14 protein-coding genes, 1 tRNA gene and 2 pseudogenes are annotated in these 19,733 nt (G+C 67.7%); 7 read left to right on the top strand and 10 right to left on the bottom strand.

Features of this window, described 5'->3' with window-relative positions:
* Nucleotides 1–120 precede the first annotated feature (120 nt).
* The 6 genes from H1R19_RS00200 to H1R19_RS00225 all read right to left on the bottom strand — a co-directional run bounded on the left by H1R19_RS00200 (nucleotide 121) and on the right by H1R19_RS00225 (nucleotide 8,088).
* Nucleotides 121–1,506, bottom strand: coding sequence for a protein kinase domain-containing protein (locus H1R19_RS00200; RefSeq protein WP_219850286.1), 1,386 nt, complete (start codon nucleotides 1,504–1,506; stop codon nucleotides 121–123).
* The gene (locus tag H1R19_RS00205) at nucleotides 1,503–3,002 is read right to left on the bottom strand and encodes a peptidoglycan D,D-transpeptidase FtsI family protein (protein ID WP_188330637.1); all 1,500 of its coding nucleotides are present in this window, start codon (nucleotides 3,000–3,002) and stop codon (nucleotides 1,503–1,505) included. Before H1R19_RS00205 ends, H1R19_RS00200 begins: the two co-directional genes overlap by 4 nt.
* Nucleotides 2,999–4,432 carry an FtsW/RodA/SpoVE family cell cycle protein gene (locus H1R19_RS00210; protein ID WP_188330638.1) on the bottom strand — a complete coding sequence of 478 codons (1,434 nt, stop codon included), beginning with the start codon at nucleotides 4,430–4,432 and terminating at the stop codon, nucleotides 2,999–3,001. The genes H1R19_RS00205 and H1R19_RS00210 overlap by 4 nt, the downstream gene beginning before the upstream one ends.
* Nucleotides 4,429–5,937 (bottom strand): PP2C family protein-serine/threonine phosphatase, encoded by a 1,509-nt coding sequence (locus H1R19_RS00215; protein WP_219850287.1) that lies wholly within the window; start codon nucleotides 5,935–5,937, stop codon nucleotides 4,429–4,431. Before H1R19_RS00215 ends, H1R19_RS00210 begins: the two co-directional genes overlap by 4 nt.
* Nucleotides 5,934–6,398 (bottom strand): FHA domain-containing protein FhaB/FipA, encoded by a 465-nt coding sequence (locus H1R19_RS00220; protein WP_188330640.1) that lies wholly within the window; start codon nucleotides 6,396–6,398, stop codon nucleotides 5,934–5,936. The genes H1R19_RS00215 and H1R19_RS00220 overlap by 4 nt, the downstream gene beginning before the upstream one ends.
* Before the next feature lie 229 nt (nucleotides 6,399–6,627).
* Nucleotides 6,628–8,088 carry an FhaA domain-containing protein gene (locus H1R19_RS00225; protein ID WP_244970815.1) on the bottom strand — a complete coding sequence of 487 codons (1,461 nt, stop codon included), beginning with the start codon at nucleotides 8,086–8,088 and terminating at the stop codon, nucleotides 6,628–6,630.
* Between the two features lie 276 nt (nucleotides 8,089–8,364).
* Between H1R19_RS00225 and H1R19_RS00230 the strand changes: the two genes are divergently transcribed.
* Both H1R19_RS00230 and H1R19_RS00235 read left to right on the top strand, forming a co-directional pair.
* A tRNA-Leu gene (locus H1R19_RS00230) sits at nucleotides 8,365–8,450 on the top strand.
* A gap of 132 nt (nucleotides 8,451–8,582) precedes the next feature.
* Complete coding sequence (locus tag H1R19_RS00235) at nucleotides 8,583–9,020, top strand: DUF309 domain-containing protein (protein WP_219850289.1); 438 nt, start codon at nucleotides 8,583–8,585, stop codon at nucleotides 9,018–9,020.
* Nucleotides 9,021–9,110: 90 nt separating this feature from the next.
* Here the strand turns inward: H1R19_RS00235 and H1R19_RS00240 are convergent, their stop codons facing one another.
* The 4 genes and pseudogenes from H1R19_RS00240 to H1R19_RS00255 form a co-directional block, all read right to left on the bottom strand.
* The gene (locus H1R19_RS00240; protein ID WP_219850290.1) at nucleotides 9,111–10,700 is read right to left on the bottom strand and encodes a serine/threonine-protein kinase; all 1,590 of its coding nucleotides are present in this window, start codon (nucleotides 10,698–10,700) and stop codon (nucleotides 9,111–9,113) included.
* A gap of 175 nt (nucleotides 10,701–10,875) precedes the next feature.
* On the bottom strand, nucleotides 10,876–11,367 hold the full coding sequence (locus H1R19_RS00245; protein WP_219850291.1) for an FBP domain-containing protein: 492 nt from the start codon (nucleotides 11,365–11,367) through the stop codon (nucleotides 10,876–10,878).
* A gap of 335 nt (nucleotides 11,368–11,702) precedes the next feature.
* A pseudogene (locus tag H1R19_RS00250) lies at nucleotides 11,703–12,250 on the bottom strand (dihydrofolate reductase family protein).
* A gap of 103 nt (nucleotides 12,251–12,353) precedes the next feature.
* Nucleotides 12,354–12,791, bottom strand: coding sequence for a nitroreductase/quinone reductase family protein (locus tag H1R19_RS00255; protein WP_219850292.1), 438 nt, complete (start codon nucleotides 12,789–12,791; stop codon nucleotides 12,354–12,356).
* 365 nt (nucleotides 12,792–13,156) lie between these two features.
* On the opposite strand from H1R19_RS00255, the gene H1R19_RS00260 reads away from it, so the two are divergent.
* The 5 genes and pseudogenes from H1R19_RS00260 to H1R19_RS00280 all read left to right on the top strand — a co-directional run bounded on the left by H1R19_RS00260 (nucleotide 13,157) and on the right by H1R19_RS00280 (nucleotide 19,730).
* The gene (locus tag H1R19_RS00260; protein WP_219850293.1) at nucleotides 13,157–13,909 is read left to right on the top strand and encodes a DUF72 domain-containing protein; all 753 of its coding nucleotides are present in this window, start codon (nucleotides 13,157–13,159) and stop codon (nucleotides 13,907–13,909) included.
* Between the two features lie 398 nt (nucleotides 13,910–14,307).
* Nucleotides 14,308–14,577, top strand: a pseudogene (locus H1R19_RS00265) (hypothetical protein); the annotation flags it as partial.
* A gap of 91 nt (nucleotides 14,578–14,668) precedes the next feature.
* Entirely contained in the window at nucleotides 14,669–15,112 is a 444-nt protein-coding gene (locus H1R19_RS00270) for an aldolase/citrate lyase family protein (RefSeq protein ID WP_257865681.1), read from the top strand.
* A 165-nt stretch (nucleotides 15,113–15,277) separates the two neighbouring features.
* Nucleotides 15,278–17,041 (top strand): CocE/NonD family hydrolase, encoded by a 1,764-nt coding sequence (locus H1R19_RS00275; RefSeq protein ID WP_244970817.1) that lies wholly within the window; start codon nucleotides 15,278–15,280, stop codon nucleotides 17,039–17,041.
* Between the two features lie 142 nt (nucleotides 17,042–17,183).
* Nucleotides 17,184–19,730: an AMP-binding protein gene (locus H1R19_RS00280; protein WP_219850295.1), complete on the top strand. Its 2,547-nt coding sequence runs from the start codon at nucleotides 17,184–17,186 to the stop codon at nucleotides 19,728–19,730.
* Nucleotides 19,731–19,733: the final 3 nt, after the last annotated feature.

Consider the following 19,733-nt stretch of genomic DNA (forward strand, 5'->3'; position numbering starts at 1 on the left):
TGGTTGTTCGCCCCTCGAGGTCTCAGGTCAGGACAGGTGGTCAGCAACTCGGTCATTCGGCAACTCGGTCATTCAGTACAACGGTCATTCAGTACAACGGTCATTCAGTACAACGGTCATTCAGCACAGTGGCGAGAACGGAACGCCTGGGAAACAGGGTGTTCCCGTGGCGGCTCCGGTATCCGGTGGCGACTCCGACGTCTGGGTGGGCACGCGCGGGGTCGTCGTCTCCGTCGTGGTCTCTTCGCTCGTCGTGGTCTCTTCGCTGGTGGTGGTACGTGTCGACCGCCGGGTGGTGGTCGGCTCGTCGGGTTCCTCCGGCGGCACGATCGTCGTGAAGGTCTCGGTGACGGCCGACGACGAGGACGGTGCCGGCGTCTGCGCGCCACCGTCACCGCTGCTGACGAGGTAGAACCCGATCAGGCCCAGGGCGCCGACGAGCAGCGCCGCGGCCACCCCGGCGAGGACCTTCTGGCCCGTCGTCCAGCTGTTGTCCGGAGGCGGTGAGACCGCGGTGCGCGAGGTGGGGCGAGGGGTCACCGGCCGTGACGCAGCACCTGTCGGCGGCGTCATGGCACGGGTGCCGGCCGCCGCGCCGAGGGCACCGGCACCGGCGGCACCGGCGGCACCGGCGGCGGCCGCACCGATCGCACCCGGCCGCGGGGGCCGACGACCGGCACGCACAGCGGCCACCGCGTCGGCGAACTCGCCGCCGTTGGCGTAGCGCTGTCGCGGGTCCTTGGCCATGGTGATCTCGATGAGCTCACGCACCCCGGAGGGCAGGTTCGGCGGCAGCGGCGGCGGCGACTCCCGGATGTGTTTCATCGCCACGGTGATCGCACCGTCGCCGAGGAACGGGCGACGTCCGGTGAGAGCCTCGTAGCCGACGACGCCGAGCGAGTAGACGTCCGACGCCGCGGTCGCCTCGTCGCCGGTGGCCTGCTCGGGCGAGATGTACTGGGCGGTGCCCATGACCATGCCGGTCTTCGTCACCGGTGCGGAGTCGACGGCCTTGGCGATGCCGAAGTCGGTGATCTTGACCTGGCCCGTCGGCGTGATCAGGATGTTGCCCGGCTTGACGTCGCGGTGGACGAGGCCCTGGCTGTGTGCGGCCTGCAGGGCGCGGCCCGTCTGCTCGAGCATGTCGAGCGTGTTGGCCAGCGACAGCCGTCCAAGACGTGAGATCACCGAGTTCAGCGGCTCACCGTCGACGAGTTCCATCACCAGGTAGGCGAGCGGGTCGCCGCCGTTGTAGTCGGGCGTCTCGCCGTAGTCGAAGACGTTCGCGATGCCCGGGTTGTTGAGTTTCGCGGTGGTCTGGGCCTCGGCGCGGAACCGTGCGATGAACTCGGGGTCGTTGGTGTACTCGGCCTTGAGGACCTTCACCGCGACCCGGCGATTCAGGCGCGTGTCGAGCGCCTCCCAGACCTGACCCATGCCGCCGGTCGCGATCAGGCGGATGAGTCGGTACCGATCACCGATGGTGGTGCCGTTCTGCAGGGTCATCGACTGCCACCTCCCACCAGTGAGTTGATCACTTCTCGTCCGATCGGCGCGGCCACGGTCCCACCGACGGAGTCCGCACCGAACTGTCCATTCTCCACGACCACGGCGACCGCGATCTGCGCGTTCGACGACGGCCCGAACGCGATGTACCAGGAGAACGGGGTGTCGGTGCTCGAACCGCTCTCGGCGGTACCGGTCTTCGACGCGATGGACACCGGCCCGCCGGCACCCGAGGTGGACCGTTCGGACTCGATCATCATCGAGGTCAGCTCGGCCGCCTGTTCGGGCGTGATGGGCTTGTTGACGGTGGTCGGCTGTGTGGTCTGCAAGGCGCGCAGATCAGCGGCCTGAAGCTTATCCACCAGGTACGGCTGCATTCGCACCCCTCCATTGGCGACGGTCGCGGCGATCATCGCGTTCTGCAGCGGCGTGAGCCGCACGTCCCGCTGCCCGATCGAGGCCTGCGCGAGGACGTCGAGCGACGGGATCTGTCCGACGGTCGAGTCGGCGACGGGCATCGGGATGTCCGGGCCCGGCTGGTCGAGGCCGAACAGGCCCGCGGTTTCGGTGAACTTCGGTATCGCGTCGGACATCTTCTCGGTGACGAGTTCGGCGAACGCGGTGTTGCACGAGTACTTGAACGCAGTCTCCAGCGACACCGTTCCGCCCGACGATCCCGGGCAGGCCTCGCCGCCGTAGTTGGGCAGCGACACGTTGGTGCCCGGCAGCGGGAAGCTCGGCGCCGCGGTGAGGCGGATGTTGGGGGTGATGTTGTCGCGCAGCGCGGCCGCCGAGGTGACGACCTTGAACGTCGATCCGGGCGGGTACAACTGGCTGATCGCGCGGTTGAGCATCGGCTGGGCGGTGTCCCCGGGGCGGTTCCACGCCTCCCAGCTGCTCTCGCGGACCTCCTGGTCGTGACTGGCGAGCCGGTTCGGGTCGAAGCTCGGGGTGGAGACCATCGCGAGGATCTTGCCGGTGTTGGGCTGCAGCGCCACCACCGCGCCGCGGCACGGTCCGTCGCACGGGCCGTTGAGCATCGCGCGGTAGGCGGCCTGCTGGACCTTCGGGTTGATCGTCGTGACGACGTTGCCGCCGCGGGGGTCGCGACCGGAGAACATGTCCATGAACCGCTGACCGAAGAGCCGGTCGTCGGAGCCGTTGAGGATGCTGTTCTCGTAGTGCTCGATCTGGCTGGCCAGGTACTGGAACGAGTAGTAGCCGGTCACCGGGGCGAACGCCTCGGCACCCTCCTTCGGATACTGCCGCAGGAACTTGAGGCGACTCTCGATCGGCACCGACAGGGCGATCACGGTGCCGTCGGCCGTGGTGATCAGGCCGCGCTGGCGGGAGTACTCGTCGAGCAGCACCCGGTTGTTGCGGGTGTCGGTCTTGAGGGCGTCGGCCTTGAACACCTGTACGTAGGTGGCGTTGGCGAGCAGCGCGATGATCATCACGATCACTGCGACCGACACATTGCGGATGGGCTTGTTCATCGGCGCTTCACCACCTGGGTGGGCAGCGCCTCGACAGGCTTGGGGGCGGGCCGCTTCTTGCCCGGGTCCGGTTCCCGCGCGGCGTTGGAGATCCGGATCAGCAGCGCGACGAGGATGTAGTTGGCCAGCAGCGAGGATCCGCCGTAGGACAGGAACGGCGTAGTCAGGCCGGTCAGCGGGATCAGTTTGGTGACACCGCCGACGACGACGAAGACCTGCATGGCGATGGTGAACGCCAAACCGGTGGCGAGGAGCTTGCCGAAGCTGTCGCGCACGGCGATGCCGGTCCGCAGTCCGCGGTGGATGAAGATCATGTACAGCAGCAGGATCGCGGTGAGCCCGGCCAGGCCGAGTTCCTCGCCGATCGTGGAGATGATGAAGTCGGTGTTGGCGAACGGCACGATGTTGGGGCGACCGGAGCCGAGTCCGGTGCCGAACAGTCCGCCGGTGGCGAGCCCGAACAGGCTCTGGCCGATCTGGTAGCCCGAGCCGTCGAAGTCCTCGAACGGGTTGAGCCACACCGACACACGGGTCTGCAGGTGCGAGAAGATCGACCACGCGAACACCGCGCCGATGGCGAACAGTCCGATGCCCAGGACCAGCCACTCGACGCGTGAGGTGGCCACGTACAGCATCGTCAGGATCGTCGCGAAGATCAGCAGCGACGTGCCGAGGTCCTTCTGGACCACCATCACGGCGATCGCGATGGCCCACGCGGCGATCAGCGGGCCGAGATCACGGGCCCGCGGGAGGTCGACGCCGAGGACGTGCGGTCCCGCGGTGATGAACAGGTCACGCTTGGACACCAGCACCGCCGCGGCGAAGATGATGATGAGGATCTTGGAGAACTCGCTCGGCTGGATCGAGAAGAACGGCGTGATGATCCAGTTCTTGGAGCCGTTGATCTCGGAGAACCGGCCGGGCAGGATCGCCGGGATGATCAGGAAGACCAGGCCGCCGAGACCGAGTGTGTAGGCGTAGCGCGACAACGTGCGGTGGTCGCGGATGAAGATCAGCACCGCGGAGAACGCGAGGATGCCGAGCACCGCCCACAGCAGCTGCTGGTCGGCGTTGTTGGTCGCCTCGGTGGCGCTGCTCGACTCGCCGGTGTTGCCCGACCCCAGATCGAGGCGATGGATGATCACCAGACCCAGCCCGTTGAGGACCGCGACCACCGGCAGCAGGATCGGATCGGCGTGCGGCGCGTAGCGGCGGACCACCAGGTGGGCAGCCCCGAACAGCGCCGTGTACGCGGCGACGTACTTGAGGATGTCCCAGGTCAGGTTCTGGCCCTGGGCGGCCTGCACGATGAGCAGCGCAACGGTCACCAGGCCGATACCGAACACCAGGAGCAACAGCTCGGTGTTTCGGCCGGTGCTCGTGGCGGGTTGGCGTGGCGGGGCGTGCGGTGCGGGCGCGGCTTGGGTCATCTCACCTGCTGCCGGCAGCTGGTGACGGCGTCCTCATCGGGTGCGGGTGATGCCGGTGGTGCCGCGGTCCCGGGCGCGGGAGGCGGGCCGACCGACTCGGTCGCGCCCTGCTCCGGGATTCCCGCAGACGGGGCGCCGGTGGCGCGGGGTGTGGGGGCGTCGCTCGGGTCGGTGGGCGCGGGCGTCGAGGCCTGCGGTGCGGCCGGAGTGGGTGAGGACGGCGCATTGTCGCAGCGGAAGGAGAGTTCCCTGGTCACCACGCCCTGGATGTCCTGCTCGTTCTTGTTCCGGATCATCACGTTCTTGACCGATTGGGCCGGCCCGGAAACGAGATCGTCGACGTTGAGCGGCACTTCGCACGTGCCGTCGTAGGAGACGAACGTGTAGGTGGGCTTCTCCTGGTCGAGACCCTCCACGCAGACACGCTGCACCGGGTTGCTCATCGACAGGAAGAAGACCTTCTCGGGCGACCCCTGATAGATCAGGACGTCCCCCTGGCCATCGGCGGCCACGTAGTAGTTGCTGCGCACGATCGAACGGACCACGAAGATTCCGACGACGAGCGCGGCCACGACGGCCAGCGCAACGCCGGCGACGATCCATCGACGCCACTTGCTCTTCGGCGCGGGCGGGGGCTCGGCATCGTTGAGAACCGTCGGTCGCTGCGGTTCGGCGGGTGGCGGGCGCAGCGCGGCCGCGCGTCCCGCGGCAGTCGCCGGGTCGGGCGTGTAGACCTCTTCGTTGCCGCCGGCGGCCCCACCGACGATGGGCCGCGAATCGCCGTATTCGGTGTCGACGACGTCGGCGAGGACGACGGTCACGTTGTCGGGGCCGCCGCCGCGCAGAGCGAGTTCGATGAGGCGGTCGGCGCATTCCTTGGGGTCGGCGATGGAGCCGAGGGTCTCGGCGAGCGTCTCCTCGGTCACGACGTCGGACAGGCCATCGCTGCAGAGCATGTATCGGTCGCCGGCGCGGGCCTCGCGCATCGTGAGTGTCGGCTCCACCTCGGTCCCGGTCAGGGCGCGCATGATGAGCGACCGCTGCGGATGGGTGTGGGCCTGTTCGGCGGTGATGCGGCCCTCTTCGACGAGGGTCTGGACGAAGGTGTCGTCCCGGGTGATCTGGGTGAGCACGCCGTCGCGGAACATGTATCCACGCGAATCGCCGATGTGGCACAAGCCGATTCGGTTGCCGGCGAAGAGGATCGCGGTGAGGGTGGTACCCATGCCGTCGAGCTCGGGCGACTCATGGACCTGCGCCGCGATGGCCTCGTTGCCAGCGCGGGTGGCGTTGTCGAGGTGGGCCAGTAGATCACCGCCGGGCTCGTCGTCGTCGAGCGTGCTGAGTGCCCGGATGACGAGCTGGCTGGCGACCTCGCCTGCCGCGTGGCCGCCCATGCCGTCGGCGAGTGCGAGCAGGCGGGGACCGGCGTAGAACGAATCCTCGTTGTTGGACCGGACCAGACCGCGGTCGCTGCGCGCGATGTAGCGCAACACAAGCGTCACGGGCGCAACTCGATCACGGTCTTGCCGATGCGGATCGGGGTGTTCAGCGGGACCTTGATCGCGGTCGTCACCTTGGACCGGTCGAGGTAGGTGCCGTTGGTGGAGCCGAGGTCTTCGACGTACCAGTCGTCGCCGCGTCTGGAGAGCCGTGCGTGCCGTTCGGAGGCGTAGTCGTCGGTGAGCACCAGGGTCGAATCGTCGGCGCGCCCGAGGAGGACGGGCTGCTGGCCGAGGCTGATCCGGGTGTTCGCGAGCGCGCCGTGCGTGACCACGAGATACCGGGCCGCACCACGCACACCGCTGTTGCGTCGACGCTTCTCCGAGCCGCCCGAGTAGCGCGGAATGCGCACGCCACCGGCCGACGCGATGTCTGCACGCAGTGTGCGGATCACGGCAAAGACAAAAAGCCAGAGCAGCAACAGGAACCCGATACGGGTCAGCTGCAGCACCAAGCCCTGCATGTCGTGTACACCTCCAGCGCGTCACATGGTGGGTCCAGCCGTACCGCTCCGGTGAGCAGCATCGGTTCCGCCGATCGCGACCGGCGGGCCCGAGTGCATCCTATGGGCAGAATGGTCGAACTCGATCATTCGGACATGACAGTTCAGTATCAACCGCCCCCGATGTCCGGGACAGTATCAACTGCCTCCCACATCGTGGGGGGCAGTTGGCTCGACGTGTGCGCGCGGTCTACTGGAACCTGACGGTGATGTCGGAGTGTCCGACCCGAATGCGGTCACCGTCGGCGAGCTCCCAGGTGTTGACCTGCAGGTCGTTGACGGTGGTGCCGTTGGTCGAGTTGAGATCGGTGAGCATCGCGGTGGCACCGTCCCAGCGGATCTCCACATGCCGGCGGGAGACGCCGGTGTCGGGGAGGCGGAACTGGGCGTCCTGACCGCGGCCGATCACGTTGGAACCCTCGTGTAGCTGGAAGGTGCGGTTGCTGCCGTCCTCGAGGAGGAGGGTGATCGACGACGGTGCGTAGCCGGCCGCGGGACGTCCTGCGCCGTAGCCCTGGTCGTAGCCGCCCTGGTAGTCGTAGCCGGCGGGCTGCTGGCCGTAACCCTGTTGGCCGTAGCCCTGCTGGGCGTAACCCTGCTGCTCGTAACCCTGCTGGCCATAGCCCTGGTCGTAGCCGGCGGGCTGCTGGCTGTAACCCTGCTGGCCGTAACCCTGGTCGTAGCCGGCGGGCTGCTGGCTGTAACCCTGCTGGCCGTAACCCTGCTGCTCGTAGCCGGCGGGCTGCTGGCCGTAGCCCTGTTGCTCGTAACCGGGCTGGCCGTAGCTCTGCTGGTCGTATCCGCCGGGCTGCTGCGCGTAGCCCTGCTGTTCATAACCCGGCTGGCCGTAGCCCGCGGGCTGTCCGTAGGAGGCCGGATCGTATCCGCCGGGCTGCTGTCCGTAGGCCTGCTGGTCGTAGCCCTGGTCGTAGGCGGGCTGCTGACCGTACTGGTCATATCCCTGCTGGCCGTAGCCCTGCTGTCCCGAGCCCTGCTGTGCCGAGCCCTGACCGTACTGGTCGTAACCCTGCTGCTCGGAGCCCTGCTGATCGTAGGTGGGATCGGCGCCCCTGCGCTGGTCGTATCCGGGGTTCTGAGTCATTCTGGGGGCTCCTTGGTCGGGGGCGGTGGCCTTGGGGAACGGGGCCGGCGGAAACGGGGCCGGCGGAGGAAACGTGGCCAGTGGTGTCGGGGCCGGGGGACCGGCCGGTGGGTTGGGGGCCTTCGGTTGCGCGTCGGATGGCCTCTCCGGACGCGCCGGAACCGGTCGGGGCCGCGCATCCGGGTTGACCGTGCCGCGTGCGCGGAACATCCCGGTGTGCAAGGACGGCGATTGCTCGAACTCTACGACGACCTTGCCGTAGGTCTGCCATCCGTTGTCTCTGATGAAGTTTTCCAGATGCTTCGAGAAGGTCTTGCGGTTCAGCTCGTATTCCCCGGCGATGTGTTGATGATCGGTCGGGCTGAACAGCAACGTATAGCTGTTGGCCGCTAGGACGGTACCGTCGCCGAGGTTCTCGAGCGACTCCTCGGCCTCTCGCTGCAGCCCGTTCTCGATCTCCTGGGGGGCCACCTGGCCACCGAAAACTCTCGCAAAGCCGTCGTCAACAGCGCCCTCGAGCTTGCGTTCTAGTCGTTGCAGGATCCCCACCGAGACCTCCTTCCGCGGCATTTGAGCGTGTCGCCGTGCATCTGGCCTTGTTTGATGATAGCGACAACGACAAGCAACTGTGCCATCAAGGCAACTGGTGCACCGTGTGTAACAGCTGCCCCAGGGGTCTGGCCAGCCCCGACCATGCACCCGCCATCCTGCGGCAATGCACCGACGCGTATCCGGTTTTGTTCTGGGAGTGGCGTACTGTTATCGTCGTCCAGTCGCAGGACGAACCCGGTCCGACGACATGCCCGCCGGATTTCCGGCGGCCACGGGCGAGTGGCGGAATGGCAGACGCGCTGGCTTCAGGTGCCAGTGTCCTTCGGGACGTGGGGGTTCAAGTCCCCCTTCGCCCACCACGAGCGTTCAGCTCGAAGTGGTCACAAAGGTCAGGTTGCAATGTGCAGCCTGACCTTTTTGTTTCCGGCCTCGTGTCGGGTACCCGTCGTCGACTGTTGTGGCCGACCGGGTGCCGGTGGGAAGGTGATGCCGTGCCAGAGGACCGGGACCGCGATCCGAACGGTCGCGCCCGCCAGGCCCGGCCGCGTGATGAATTGGGCAGGCCGTTGCCGTACGGCGCGCAGGGTGTCGAGCCGGTGCCTGAGGTGCCGTTGCCTCCCGACGAGACGATCGCGCTGGCGGAGCGACTGCTCGAAGACGGTAGGCCTTTCTCCGCGCACGAGGTGTTCGAGACACGGTGGAAATCGTGTCCGCCGGCGGAACGTCCCCTGTGGCAGGGGCTCGCTCAACTCTGCGTCGGGCTGACGCATCACCGTCGGGGCAACGTCGTCGGCGCGCAGCGCCTCTACGACCGTGCCGCAGCGCGTCTCGTCGACTATGAGCAGTCCGGGGGAGTGACGTACGGAATGGACCTCCAGGCGATCCGCGACCGGGCGCGTGAGGAGATCCGTGGGTCCGGTGCGCCGTGACGCGCCGCTCCCTGTGTCATCGACATCGATGAGACTCCGCGTCGATTCGCCCACGCCGCTCGTCGGTTGGCCGACGGCTCGTCGGGCCGGTCACCCCCTGCGCAACGTGGCCGTGATGACGAAGTCCCGGTTCTGGGACCGGGAGAAGTAGGTCGACGAGTACCGGAGTGTTCCGTCGGAGCCCGGGGTCAGCGAGATCTGCGACGTGACACAGGTTCCGCGCGTGATGTTCTCGTTCACGATGATGCCGCCCCGCCGTGGCAGTTGTTCTGTCCACGTCCCGCTGCAACCGATCTGTGGATAGCTCACCGTCGCGCGCACCGGATACACCGATGAGATGTCGGCCACGACGTCGAATCCCGTCTGGTCGCCGGTGACCGCGCCGCGCCAGGTTCCGATCAGGTTCGCCGGCGTCGTCGGCGGTGACGCGCCTGCCGAAGGTGAGGTATCCGACGATGAGGGTTCGGGAGTGCGCTCGGCCACCGGGGTCTCCGACGCCCGGCTGGCGACCGGCGTGGCGGTGTCGCCCTTGCCGACCAGCAGGATTGCCGATATGGCGACCACCGCCAGTACCACCACTCCGACGATCGCCGCGGTGATCCATCCGACGGCACTGCGCCGGGCTGGTACAGGATTCAGCTGTGCCGGGTGGGGTCCCGAGATCCCCGGTGTGGAACCTGCGGCGGTGGCCGGCCGCCCGGATCGCCTCGGGAAGGCCTGCGCGGACACCGTCGGCTGATGGTCCGGCATTGAATGCGGTTGCGGCGGCTGTGGAGTCGGGGCCATCACCGTGGGTCCGGCCACCGTCCGTCCGCTCCCGGTCCGTGCAGGGTTCTCGTACAACGCCGCAGAAGCTGCGGCCGCGAGCTCCCCACACGTGGCGAACCGGTCCTGCGGGCGTTTGGCCAGGACACGGTAGATGACGTCGTCGAATGCGCTGGGCAGGTCGGGCCGCGAGTCGGTCAGTCGCGGCACCGGGGCGTGCAGGTGGGCGCTCATCATCGCGAGCTGGTCGCTCCGTGGGAAGACCGGGGCGCCGGTGAGTAATTCGTAGAAGGTGCAGCCGAGGGCGTAGACGTCGACGGCCGGGGTCAGTGGTTCACCGCTGAACAGTTCCGGCGCGGCGTAGGCGAGGGTTCCGATCATCGTGCCGGTACCGGTGAGGCCGGTCGATTCGCTGAGGAGACGCGCCACTCCGAAGTCGCCGATCAGCGCTCGCCGCGTCCCCGGCGAATGCCCGGCAGTGGTCAGGATGTTCGCGGGTTTGACGTCCCGATGCAGCGTGCCCTGTGCGTGCGCGTAGTCCAGGGCCGACGCGACCTGACCGATGATGTCGATGATCAGTGCGGGGTGCAGCGGACCGTGCGCATCGCGCACCATCGCGGCGGTGTCGGTGCCGTCGACGTACTGCATGGCGATCCACATGAGGTCCTCGTCGACACCGGCATCCTGCACCGAGACGATGTTCGGGTGGTCCAGCCGTGACGCCAGTTCGGCTTCTCGCCGGAACCGTTCGCGAAACGAGGGGTCGGCGCCCAGTGCCGACGCCAGCACCTTGAGTGCCTGATGCCGGGGCAACCGCGGATGCTGCGCGAGGTAGACGGTGCCCATGCCACCTGACCCGAGAACCCGGACCACCGTGTAGCCGGCGATCACATCGCCGGGGACCAGACCTCTCATCGCGGTAGGAGTTCGACGATGGGTGTGGCGGTCACCGGTAGACGTCGCCGTCCGACCTGGAGCTCGCAGTTCGGCCCCTGATGGGTCTGCCACTGATGGGTCTGCAGAGTACGGATGAACGACGACGTCATCGGTCCACTATCGCCGATCGCGGGCGACGGCTCCCGTCGAACCGTCAGGTGCCGTTGCGCACTCGCTGGGCAAAACCGGTGAGATGGGTGCGCAGCGTCGAGATCCGGATCTGCCGAACGGTTTCGGGATCGTCGGTGGAGTAGATGGCGGACGGCTTGGCGCGGACGTTCGCCGAGCACTCGAAGTTCGAGCAGATCAACGTCCCGACGGTGTCGCCCTTGCGTCCGGCGGGTCCGGCGAGTTTCGCACTGAAGAAGGCGACGTCGTTGGGCAGTTGCAGATCGGCGCAGAACGAGCACAGCGGGCGGTTCCGGGGTTGACGACCACCCAGCCGCAGCATGATTCCGACGATGTCGTCATCCGCCGGAATGATGAGGTAGCCGACCATCGGCAGTCCGGGATCACGCCATCCGGCGAAATCCAGTTTGTCCCAGTTGAATTCGGCGAAATCGGATGGCAATGTCAGCGCCTTGCGTTCGCGCAGGGTCGCGTTGACGAACGACGAGCGGATCTGGGATTCGGTCAACGAATACATGGGTGTCCACACCTCTGGTGTCGGAGGGAATCGGAGAAGGCACACGGCAACCGGCGCGGTCCTCACCACAGGGGACACGCACCGATCGGGGCGGGGTGCTCAACCGTCGGCGCGCACGACGCCGACGACCTCCTCACGCCCGGAGGGCGACACCGATGTGGACACGAGAAACGATGGTGGTTCCCGATGGCCGGTATGTCAACGCGATATCCGCGAGTCGTGGCCGGTCACGCTCACTCGTTCCGTTCCCGCTCACGAGAAATGCGTGAGCGGGAACGGATGTTGTGAGCGTCGACCGCGCTCACGCGCGAGTGCCCGGCGAACTGACGCCGACGTCACCGGGTCCGATAACGCAGCAGCGAGACACCGATGTCGAAGCTCTTGGTCTCGACCAGGCGGAGCCTCGGATCTCCAGGCCTGCCGGGAACAATCCGCGGCCCGATCCCTGCACGGTCGGGTAGACGAACAGTCGGTACTCGTCGACGAGTCCGGCGCCGATCAGCGTGTGACACAGGCTGATGCTGCCCGTCACGACGATGTCCTTGCCGTCGGCGTTCTTCAATGCGGTCACCTCGTCGACCACGTCACCGGAGAGCACAGTGGAGTGCTGCCAGCCCGGGTCGGTCATCGTGTGCGACACCACATACTTGTCGACCTTGTTGAGATAGTCGGTGACCCCGGTGGCGTCGTCGATCTGGTGCGGCCAGAAGCTGCGGAAATCCTCGAAAGTCCGTCTTCCTACGAGCAGTGCATCGGCGTCGGCGTCCTGCCGATGTGATTCCTCGATCAGGTCGGGTGCCTCGACGGTCGGGTCGAACCAGTCGGTCAACATCTCGATCGCGCCGTCGAGCGTCACGTTCTGGGTGATCGCGAGCGTCCGCATGCTTCTCCTCGGGTTCGTCGGGCCACACAGGTACCGACCGACGAGCCGGACGTTTGTCATCGGAGCAGGGGCGGGGAGCAGCGGGTCAGGGAGGGGCAGCCGATCAGGGGCGGTGTTGCGGCGTCAGCTCCACGATGGCGAGAGGACGCGACGTCCTTTTCTGGTAGCCGGCGTACCGGCCATTGTTCACCTCGTCGAGGAGTGTCAATCGTCGGGCGTAGTCCGGGTCGTCGGGGTAGGTCGCGCGGGCCGTGACCGGCATCCGGTGGCGACCGACCTGGATCTCGCAGTGCGGCTGCGTCTTCAGGTTCGCCAGCCATCCCGGTGGCCGCGGCGAACCGCCGTTCGATGCAACCACCAGGTAGGCCTCGCCGTCGCGGGCGTAGGTGAGTGCGTTGCATCTCGCCTCACCTGTCCGCCGGCCGATCGTGCGCAACAGTAGGGTGGGGTTGCCCAACAGCAGCCGATGTCCGATGAGACCGCCGGAGTGTTCGTAGAGCCATTGGTGGGTCTGGAGAGTTCGGATGAACAGCGACGTCATCGATCCACTATCGCCGATGGTCGACCGAATAGACCGGCGCAAGGTTCCGCGTCGACGCGTGTCCGTTCATTGCCGCGATATCCGAGGCGTACCAGGCCGAGAAGATCTTCCCGCCCTGACCCGCGCGCGCCCGACCCGCACGAGCCCGGGGTCGTTCGCTCACGCGATCCGTTCGCGCTCACGCGGAAAAGGTGAGCGCGAACGGAAGACGTGAGCGTTATGATGCCGTCTTCGGGTGATTGGCGCGTGCCGCGCCCGGGTATCCGCCCGTCGTGAATCGACACGACCCGACGCGCGGACACCCGCTGCGGACGTGGTGCCCGGACCGGACGGGGACACCCGTCGACGGCCGATAGGCGCGGTCCGTGCTCTACATCGGCACCTCCGGCTGGCAGTACAAGGACTGGCGGGGAGCGTTCTATCCCGAGAAGCTCCCGCAACGGCTGTGGCTCAACCACTACGCGGAGCGGTTCTCGACCGCCGAGGTGAACAACACCTTCTACCGGCTGCCCGAGAAGACGGCGTTCGAGCACTGGGCCGAGGCAGTGCCGCCGGACTTCCGCATGGCGGCGAAGATGAGCAGGTATCTGACCCACATCAAGCGTCTCAACGAGCCGGCCGAGCCGGTCCAGCGTTTCCTCGACCGGTCATCCGGCCTCGGTGCGCGGCTGGGCCCGGTGCTTCTCCAGCTGCCACCAAACCTCAAGGCTCAACCCGACGCACTCGCGGAGACGCTGCAACTCTTCCCGAGCAGCGTCCAGGTCGCCGTCGAACCCCGCCACGATTCGTGGTGGACCGACGAGGTCCGTGAGGTACTCGAGAAGAACAACGCGGCGCTGTGCTGGGCTGACCGGAAGAGCCGGGCACTCACCCCGCTGTGGGTGACAGCCGACTTCGGGTACCTGCGCCTGCACGACGGGACTTCCCGGCGCCCGATGAGTTACGGGGTCAGGGCCATCGACAGCTGGCTGCGCTGCCTCGCCGACGCCTACGACGACTCGCGCGATGTCTACGTGTACTTCAACAACGATCCCGGGTGCGCGGCGATCGACAACGCGCTCACCATGATTCGTCGAGCGAAGAGGCTGGGAATGTCGGTGAAGACCGTCGGAGAGTGACCCGGGACGGCCGCCGGATTGATGTCGCAGCCGACATCGATCCGGCGAAGAGACTTCGATCGGGGTCGCGCATGCGGAGTGAGGTCGCGCGCGACATCATTTCGGGTCCGGCGCATGCGAGGGCCCCGACTCGGGTACACTCGAACATACGTTCGTCGCGTTGTCCCGGGAGATTGCCATCGTCGGCGACATCTCAGAGTCTCCCAGGACTGCAGTCGGACGATGCATGAACTCGAAAAATCCTATATCACAATCGAATTCCGCCGACAGGCCGAGCGGGACGACTCGCCTGTCGTACCCGTGCCATAGCCTGTGGGGGAGGGTGAGCGCGGCTCGCCGCTTCGTTCCGGACCGCCGATTTCGACGCCGACGCCCAGCCCGCCCGGGCTGATCGTGACCACGAGGGGACTCCGATGCCGAGCAGGATTGCCGAACTCTGTCACTACGACGTCGCCACCCTCACTCGGTATCTCGAGGTGTGTGAACGTCAGTGGCGTGAGTGGCGCGGCAACGCCGCGGAGGTCCGGGTTGCTGCGGGTGACCCGGCCGCCGTCCGGTTCTGTGAAGAAGAAGAAGCCTTCTGGCAGCGTTTCGCGGAACTGCTGCGGATCGCCATCCACGAGGCCGACGAGTCCGACCGCCGAACGTTCCGCAGGCGGTCGGCATGATCGCGTCCGCATGACCGCGCAACGTTACCGCCGGCCCGATCGGAGCAGCGAGATCGGGTGACGTCCCTGGCGACATCGTCGCGCCGCCGCGATCGCGGCGGGTCCGCGGGTGGAGTTCGTGCAGATCGGCGAGGTCGACCTGGCCGCCGACCTGGGTGTGACGCCCGTCGTCGGAAATGAATTGCTCTGGGCACGTGCGCAAGTGGTGGCCGCCTGCGCCGCCGCACGTATCCGGCCGCCGCTCGCGGCCGCCTCACCGGTGATAGACGCTCCGAAGGCTTTCGCCGTCAAGACCCGGCAGCTGACCGGCCTCGGCTTCTTCGGCCGGGCCTGCATTCATCCGCGTCAGATCGCACCGGCACGCGAGGGGATGGCCCCGACGAATGCCGAGGTCGACGCCGCACGCGATGTGCTGGCCGCCTTCGACGCCGCGGGCGGTGCCGCCGCGACCGACAGCGCGGGCCGGCTCATCGACGAGGCGGTCGCGCGGATCGCACGCCGGACCCTCACGCGTCTGTCCGGTGCTTCGGCGTGACCTGTCGCTGACCCTCGTACCGAACTTGTCGCGACCGGCGACTCGGCTTCTGGTTCGGTGTTACTTTCAGCTCGTTCGTGTGCACGAGATCGGCAACACACGTGAAGTCCGAGGCGACCCGCCACCGGGTGGCGACGGAACCGAGAGCTGACGAGGGGTGTGCCGGTGACACGAGTGTCCGGAGTGGACAAGGGGCAGCGTCGCCTGAACGGCATCCAGACCAGTGGCCGCGAGTTCCGTGATCTGAGCGAGCCGGTGTACGAGATGGCGGCATCGATCAACGTCGAGGTGCCGATGCGAGACGGCACGACCCTGCTCGCCGACATCTACCGCCCGGAAGGAGTGGGGGCGGCGCCTGCGCTGGTGTCCTTCTCCCCGTACCCCCGCCAGATCCAGAACACCCGGGCCCCACTGGGTTTCGTGGAGGCCGGGTCGAGCGACTTCTTCGTGCCGCGCGGGTACGTCCATGTGATCGTCAACGCCCGCGGGACCGGTGGTTCCGGCGGAACGTGGAGTCTGCTCGACAGCACCGAGCGGAACGATCTCCACGACACCATCGAATGGGTCGCGGCGCAACGATGGTGCGCCGGTGCGGTCGGGATGCTCGGCATCAGCTACTTCGCGATGGCGCAGCTGGCTGCGGCGGTCACCGCGCCACGGGCTCTCAAAGCGGTGTTCCCCTTCGGCACCAACGAGAGTGTCTTCGACGTCGTCTGGCACAACGGGTTGCTCAGCGAGTCGTTCATCGGGCCGTGGATCGCCGCCGTCGGTGGACTCGGCAGCAAGGACGACGGTTTCTGGCGCGGTCGTGCGCTCCGCATCCTCACCGGCATCCTGTCCGCCGCCCCGGTGCACCGCCGATTGGCGCATCTCAACGGCGAAGCGATGGCGAGTGCTCTCAAGTCGGTGATGAGAGCCCGCCATCCCCAAGAGCCGTTCGGCCGGTTGTGGCGGCAGGCGACCATCGAACATCCGGTCCACGACGACTTCTGGGCCGATCGTGATGTCACGAAGGCGTTGGCGCAGGTGCGGATCCCCGTGTATCTGGGCTGCGACTGGGACAACTCGATCATGCATCTGCCCGGCACCTTCTCAACCTGGGAGGCGTTGCGCCACAACCCGAATGTGCGGATGACGCTGTTGCCGCCCGGTGGACTCAACTGGCCGTGGGAGTCGATGCACATCGAGGCTCTCGCCTGGTATGACCACTGGCTCAAGGGCCGCGACACCGGGATCATCGACGGCCCGCCCATCCGGTACCACCTGCCCGGGGCCGACGACTGGCGCACGGCCGCGGAATGGCCGCCCGCGGAGAGTGCGATCGTCGACTACGCGCTGCGGGCAGACGGTGTCCTCGCCCGCGAGGAGGGAGAACCGGGAACGCGCGCCTACCTCTTCCAGCCGCCATACGTGGAGTCGCTGCCCAACGCCAACCCGCCGGACCTCCCGGATCGTCTGATCTGGGAGACCGAGCCGTTCTCGTCGGCGCTCGAGTTCGCCGGCCACCTCGAACTCGCTCTGGACGCCACGATCACGACCTCCGACACCGCATGGATCACGGTGCTCTACGACGTCGCACCCGATGGGACCGGGACACCCATCACCGGCGGTTGGCTGCGTGCAGCGCTACGGGAGATCGACGAGTCGTCGAGTACCCCGGGCCACCCGGTACTGCCCAGGACCACACCGACACTGGTGCACGCGGGTGAACCGACCACCTATCGAATCCCGCTGGTCGCCAATGCCCGTCGCCTGCGTGTGGGCCACCGCCTACGGCTGGTGCTCACGAGTTCGGACAGAATCGACGACGCGCCGACCATCCTCGGGTTCCGGCACGGCCAGTTCGGCGCGGCCAGCGTCAACACCGTCGGCAGCTCGTCGCGGTTGCGGCTCCCGGTTCTCGGCGAGGGGGACGGTACTCGACCCTGACCGGGCCCGACCGCGACGCACCAGCATGAGTTAGGTAGCCTATCCTAACTATGCGTTACAGATGTCTGGCGGCCACCGCCATCGCGGTCGGCTTCCTGACTCCTGCGGTCTCAGGCTGCTCAGAGCCCGCAGGAGCAACATCATGACCACGGTGAATCCCGACGCGCCCGAACAACCGGACGGTGGGTCGGCGCCGTCGGAAACCGTTGTGGCCCTCTGGCGTCGCAGCGCGACGGCGAACCCGGACGCGGTGGCCATCCGCACGCCCGAGTCCTCGATCACCTACCGTGAGGCGCTTGCGCACACCGACGACCGCGGCCGGGCGATCGCCGCGGCGGTCGCCGAACCCGGGCGGCCGGTGGCGGTCGACATCGAGTCCGACGTCGAATCGGTGCTGTCGATTTTCGCGGTCCTCACCTCCGGGCACCCGGTCATCCTGCTCGACCCCTTCCTTCCCGACGACCGGCGCGACCACATCCTCGACCTCTCCGGCGCGCGCCGGCTGACCCCGGCCGCGATCGCCGCGCTGCCGTCGTCGGCGGCTCCGCTCCCGGTCGTGGGTCCCGACGATCCCGGCGTCCTCGTCTTCACCTCGGGGTCGACCGGCGCACCCAAGGGCGTCGTCCACCCGCAGCGGGCGGGCCTCGCCCAGGCACTCGACGGCCGGGACTTCATGGGGTTCGGGCCCGCCGACCGCGTGGCCGCGCTGCTCCCGCTCAGTTTCGGCGCCGGCATCGACTGCCTGACCATGGCCCTGTTCAACGGTGCGACGCTGCTGCTCTGGGATGTGCGCCGCCGCACCACCATCGGCCTGCGCGAGTGGCTTGCCCACGAGACCGCGACCACCGTGCACTGCACGCCGTCACTGCTGCGGTCCTGGCTGGCCGGTCTCGGTGCCGCCGACGAGATCCCGAGTGTCCGTCTGCTGTCGACCTGCGGGGAACCGGTCCACCACGGCGACGTCGCACAGGTACGCGCCACCGTGGCGCCGCAGGCCGTGTTCTGCAGCTGGTCGGGCGCATCGGAACTGGCCGACCTCGCCTTCAACTTCTTCCCGGCCGGCCGGGAAGTTCCGACCGGCGCGATCCCCGTCGGCGCCCCGGCGTCGAAGAAGCACATCCGCATCGTCGACGACGAGGGCAACGACGTCCCGGCCGGTACCGCGGGCGAGGTCGTCGTCGAATCGGGCTACATCTCCCTCGGTTACTTCAACAACCCGCAGCTGACCGCGGAGAAGTACACCGAGCTGCCCGACGGCAGGCGGCGGTTCCGGACCGGCGATCTCGGCCGCTTCGACGACGAAGGGCAGTTGCGACTCCTCGGCCGTCGCGACGACGCGGTGAAGATCCGCGGATACCTGGTCGAACCCATCGAGGTCGAAGCGGCTCTCCGCGCGCTGCCGTGGACCGTCGACGCCGTGGTCACCGCCGACCGCGAAGCCGCACGCCTCACCGCTCATGTCGCCGTCGACCCCGCCAAGTGGACGCCCTCGCCGGCCGAGATCCGCACTGCCCTGGCGAAGACGCTGGCGCCGTGGATGATCCCGCGCGACGTCGTGGTCCTCGATGCATTGCCGCGCAACGAGCGCGGCAAGGTCGACCGGGCCGCGCTGCCGCCGCCACCGCCACGCGCACCCGAACCCGTCCGCGGTCCCACCGAGGCGGCATTGATGCACATCTGGTGCGGCATCCTCGAACTCGACACCGTCGGGCGCAACGAGGATTTCGTGTCCCTGGGCGGTGACTCGCTGGCTGCCGCCACGATGCTCACCGAATTGCGCGAACGGTGGCTGGTCGACATCTCGACCGCCGACTTCGCCGGCACGCCCACCATCGCCGGACTCGCCGAGTTGCTCGACGACGCCCACCGCGACCGGGCGCGTTCAGCGTCGGGCGCCACGATCACCAGGCTGCGCACCGGCACCGGCGCGCCGCTGTTCCTGATGGCCGGAGCAGGCACGCCGGCGGCGAGCCTGTTGCCGCTGGCACGTGAAATCGACGGTGACCCAGCCGTATTCGGACTCCAGGCATACGGACTGGAAGGCCGTGGCCGGGCGGACCGATCGATTCGCGCAGCGGCACGCCGCGCCATCGCCGACATCCGCTCGGTACAACCCGAAGGTCCCTATCGTCTCGGTGGCTACTCGTTCGGCGGGTTCGTCATGCTCGAGGCCGCGTCCATCCTGCGCGCCGACGGTCAGGTGTGCGACCCCGTGATCGTTCTGGACTCCCGGTTCGAGCCGCAGCTCGTTCGCCGAGTGGGGGGTCGGATGACCGAGGGAACCGGCACCGCCGGACCGGCAGCCCTTCCGGACCGCACCGGCGCAGCGACCGAGCGCACCACACCCTCCCGGTCACAGTCCCTGCAGATCTTGTGGACACGCCTGGCGATGCGCGGCCTCGTCGCCACCGCCGGACTCTGGACACTGCCGACCACATTGCAGTGGAACGTCTTCTGGGACCTCGGTCGTGACCTGATCCGACGCCACCGGCCGACCCCGTACGCAGGTGCGGTCACGCTGGTGAAGGCCGCCGACAACCCCGACCACCCCGACACCTGGGCACGCCTGGTGACCGGTGAACTGCACACGGTCACCGTGCCCGGGGATCACCACGCCATGATGCGTGCGCCACACGTCACCGCCACCGCGGCAGCAGTCGCGGCCGCCCTCGAGAACAAAGGTCTCTGAGTC

The sequence above is a fragment of the Gordonia jinghuaiqii genome, from assembly GCF_014041935.1.
Taxonomy (GTDB): domain Bacteria; phylum Actinomycetota; class Actinomycetes; order Mycobacteriales; family Mycobacteriaceae; genus Gordonia; species Gordonia jinghuaiqii.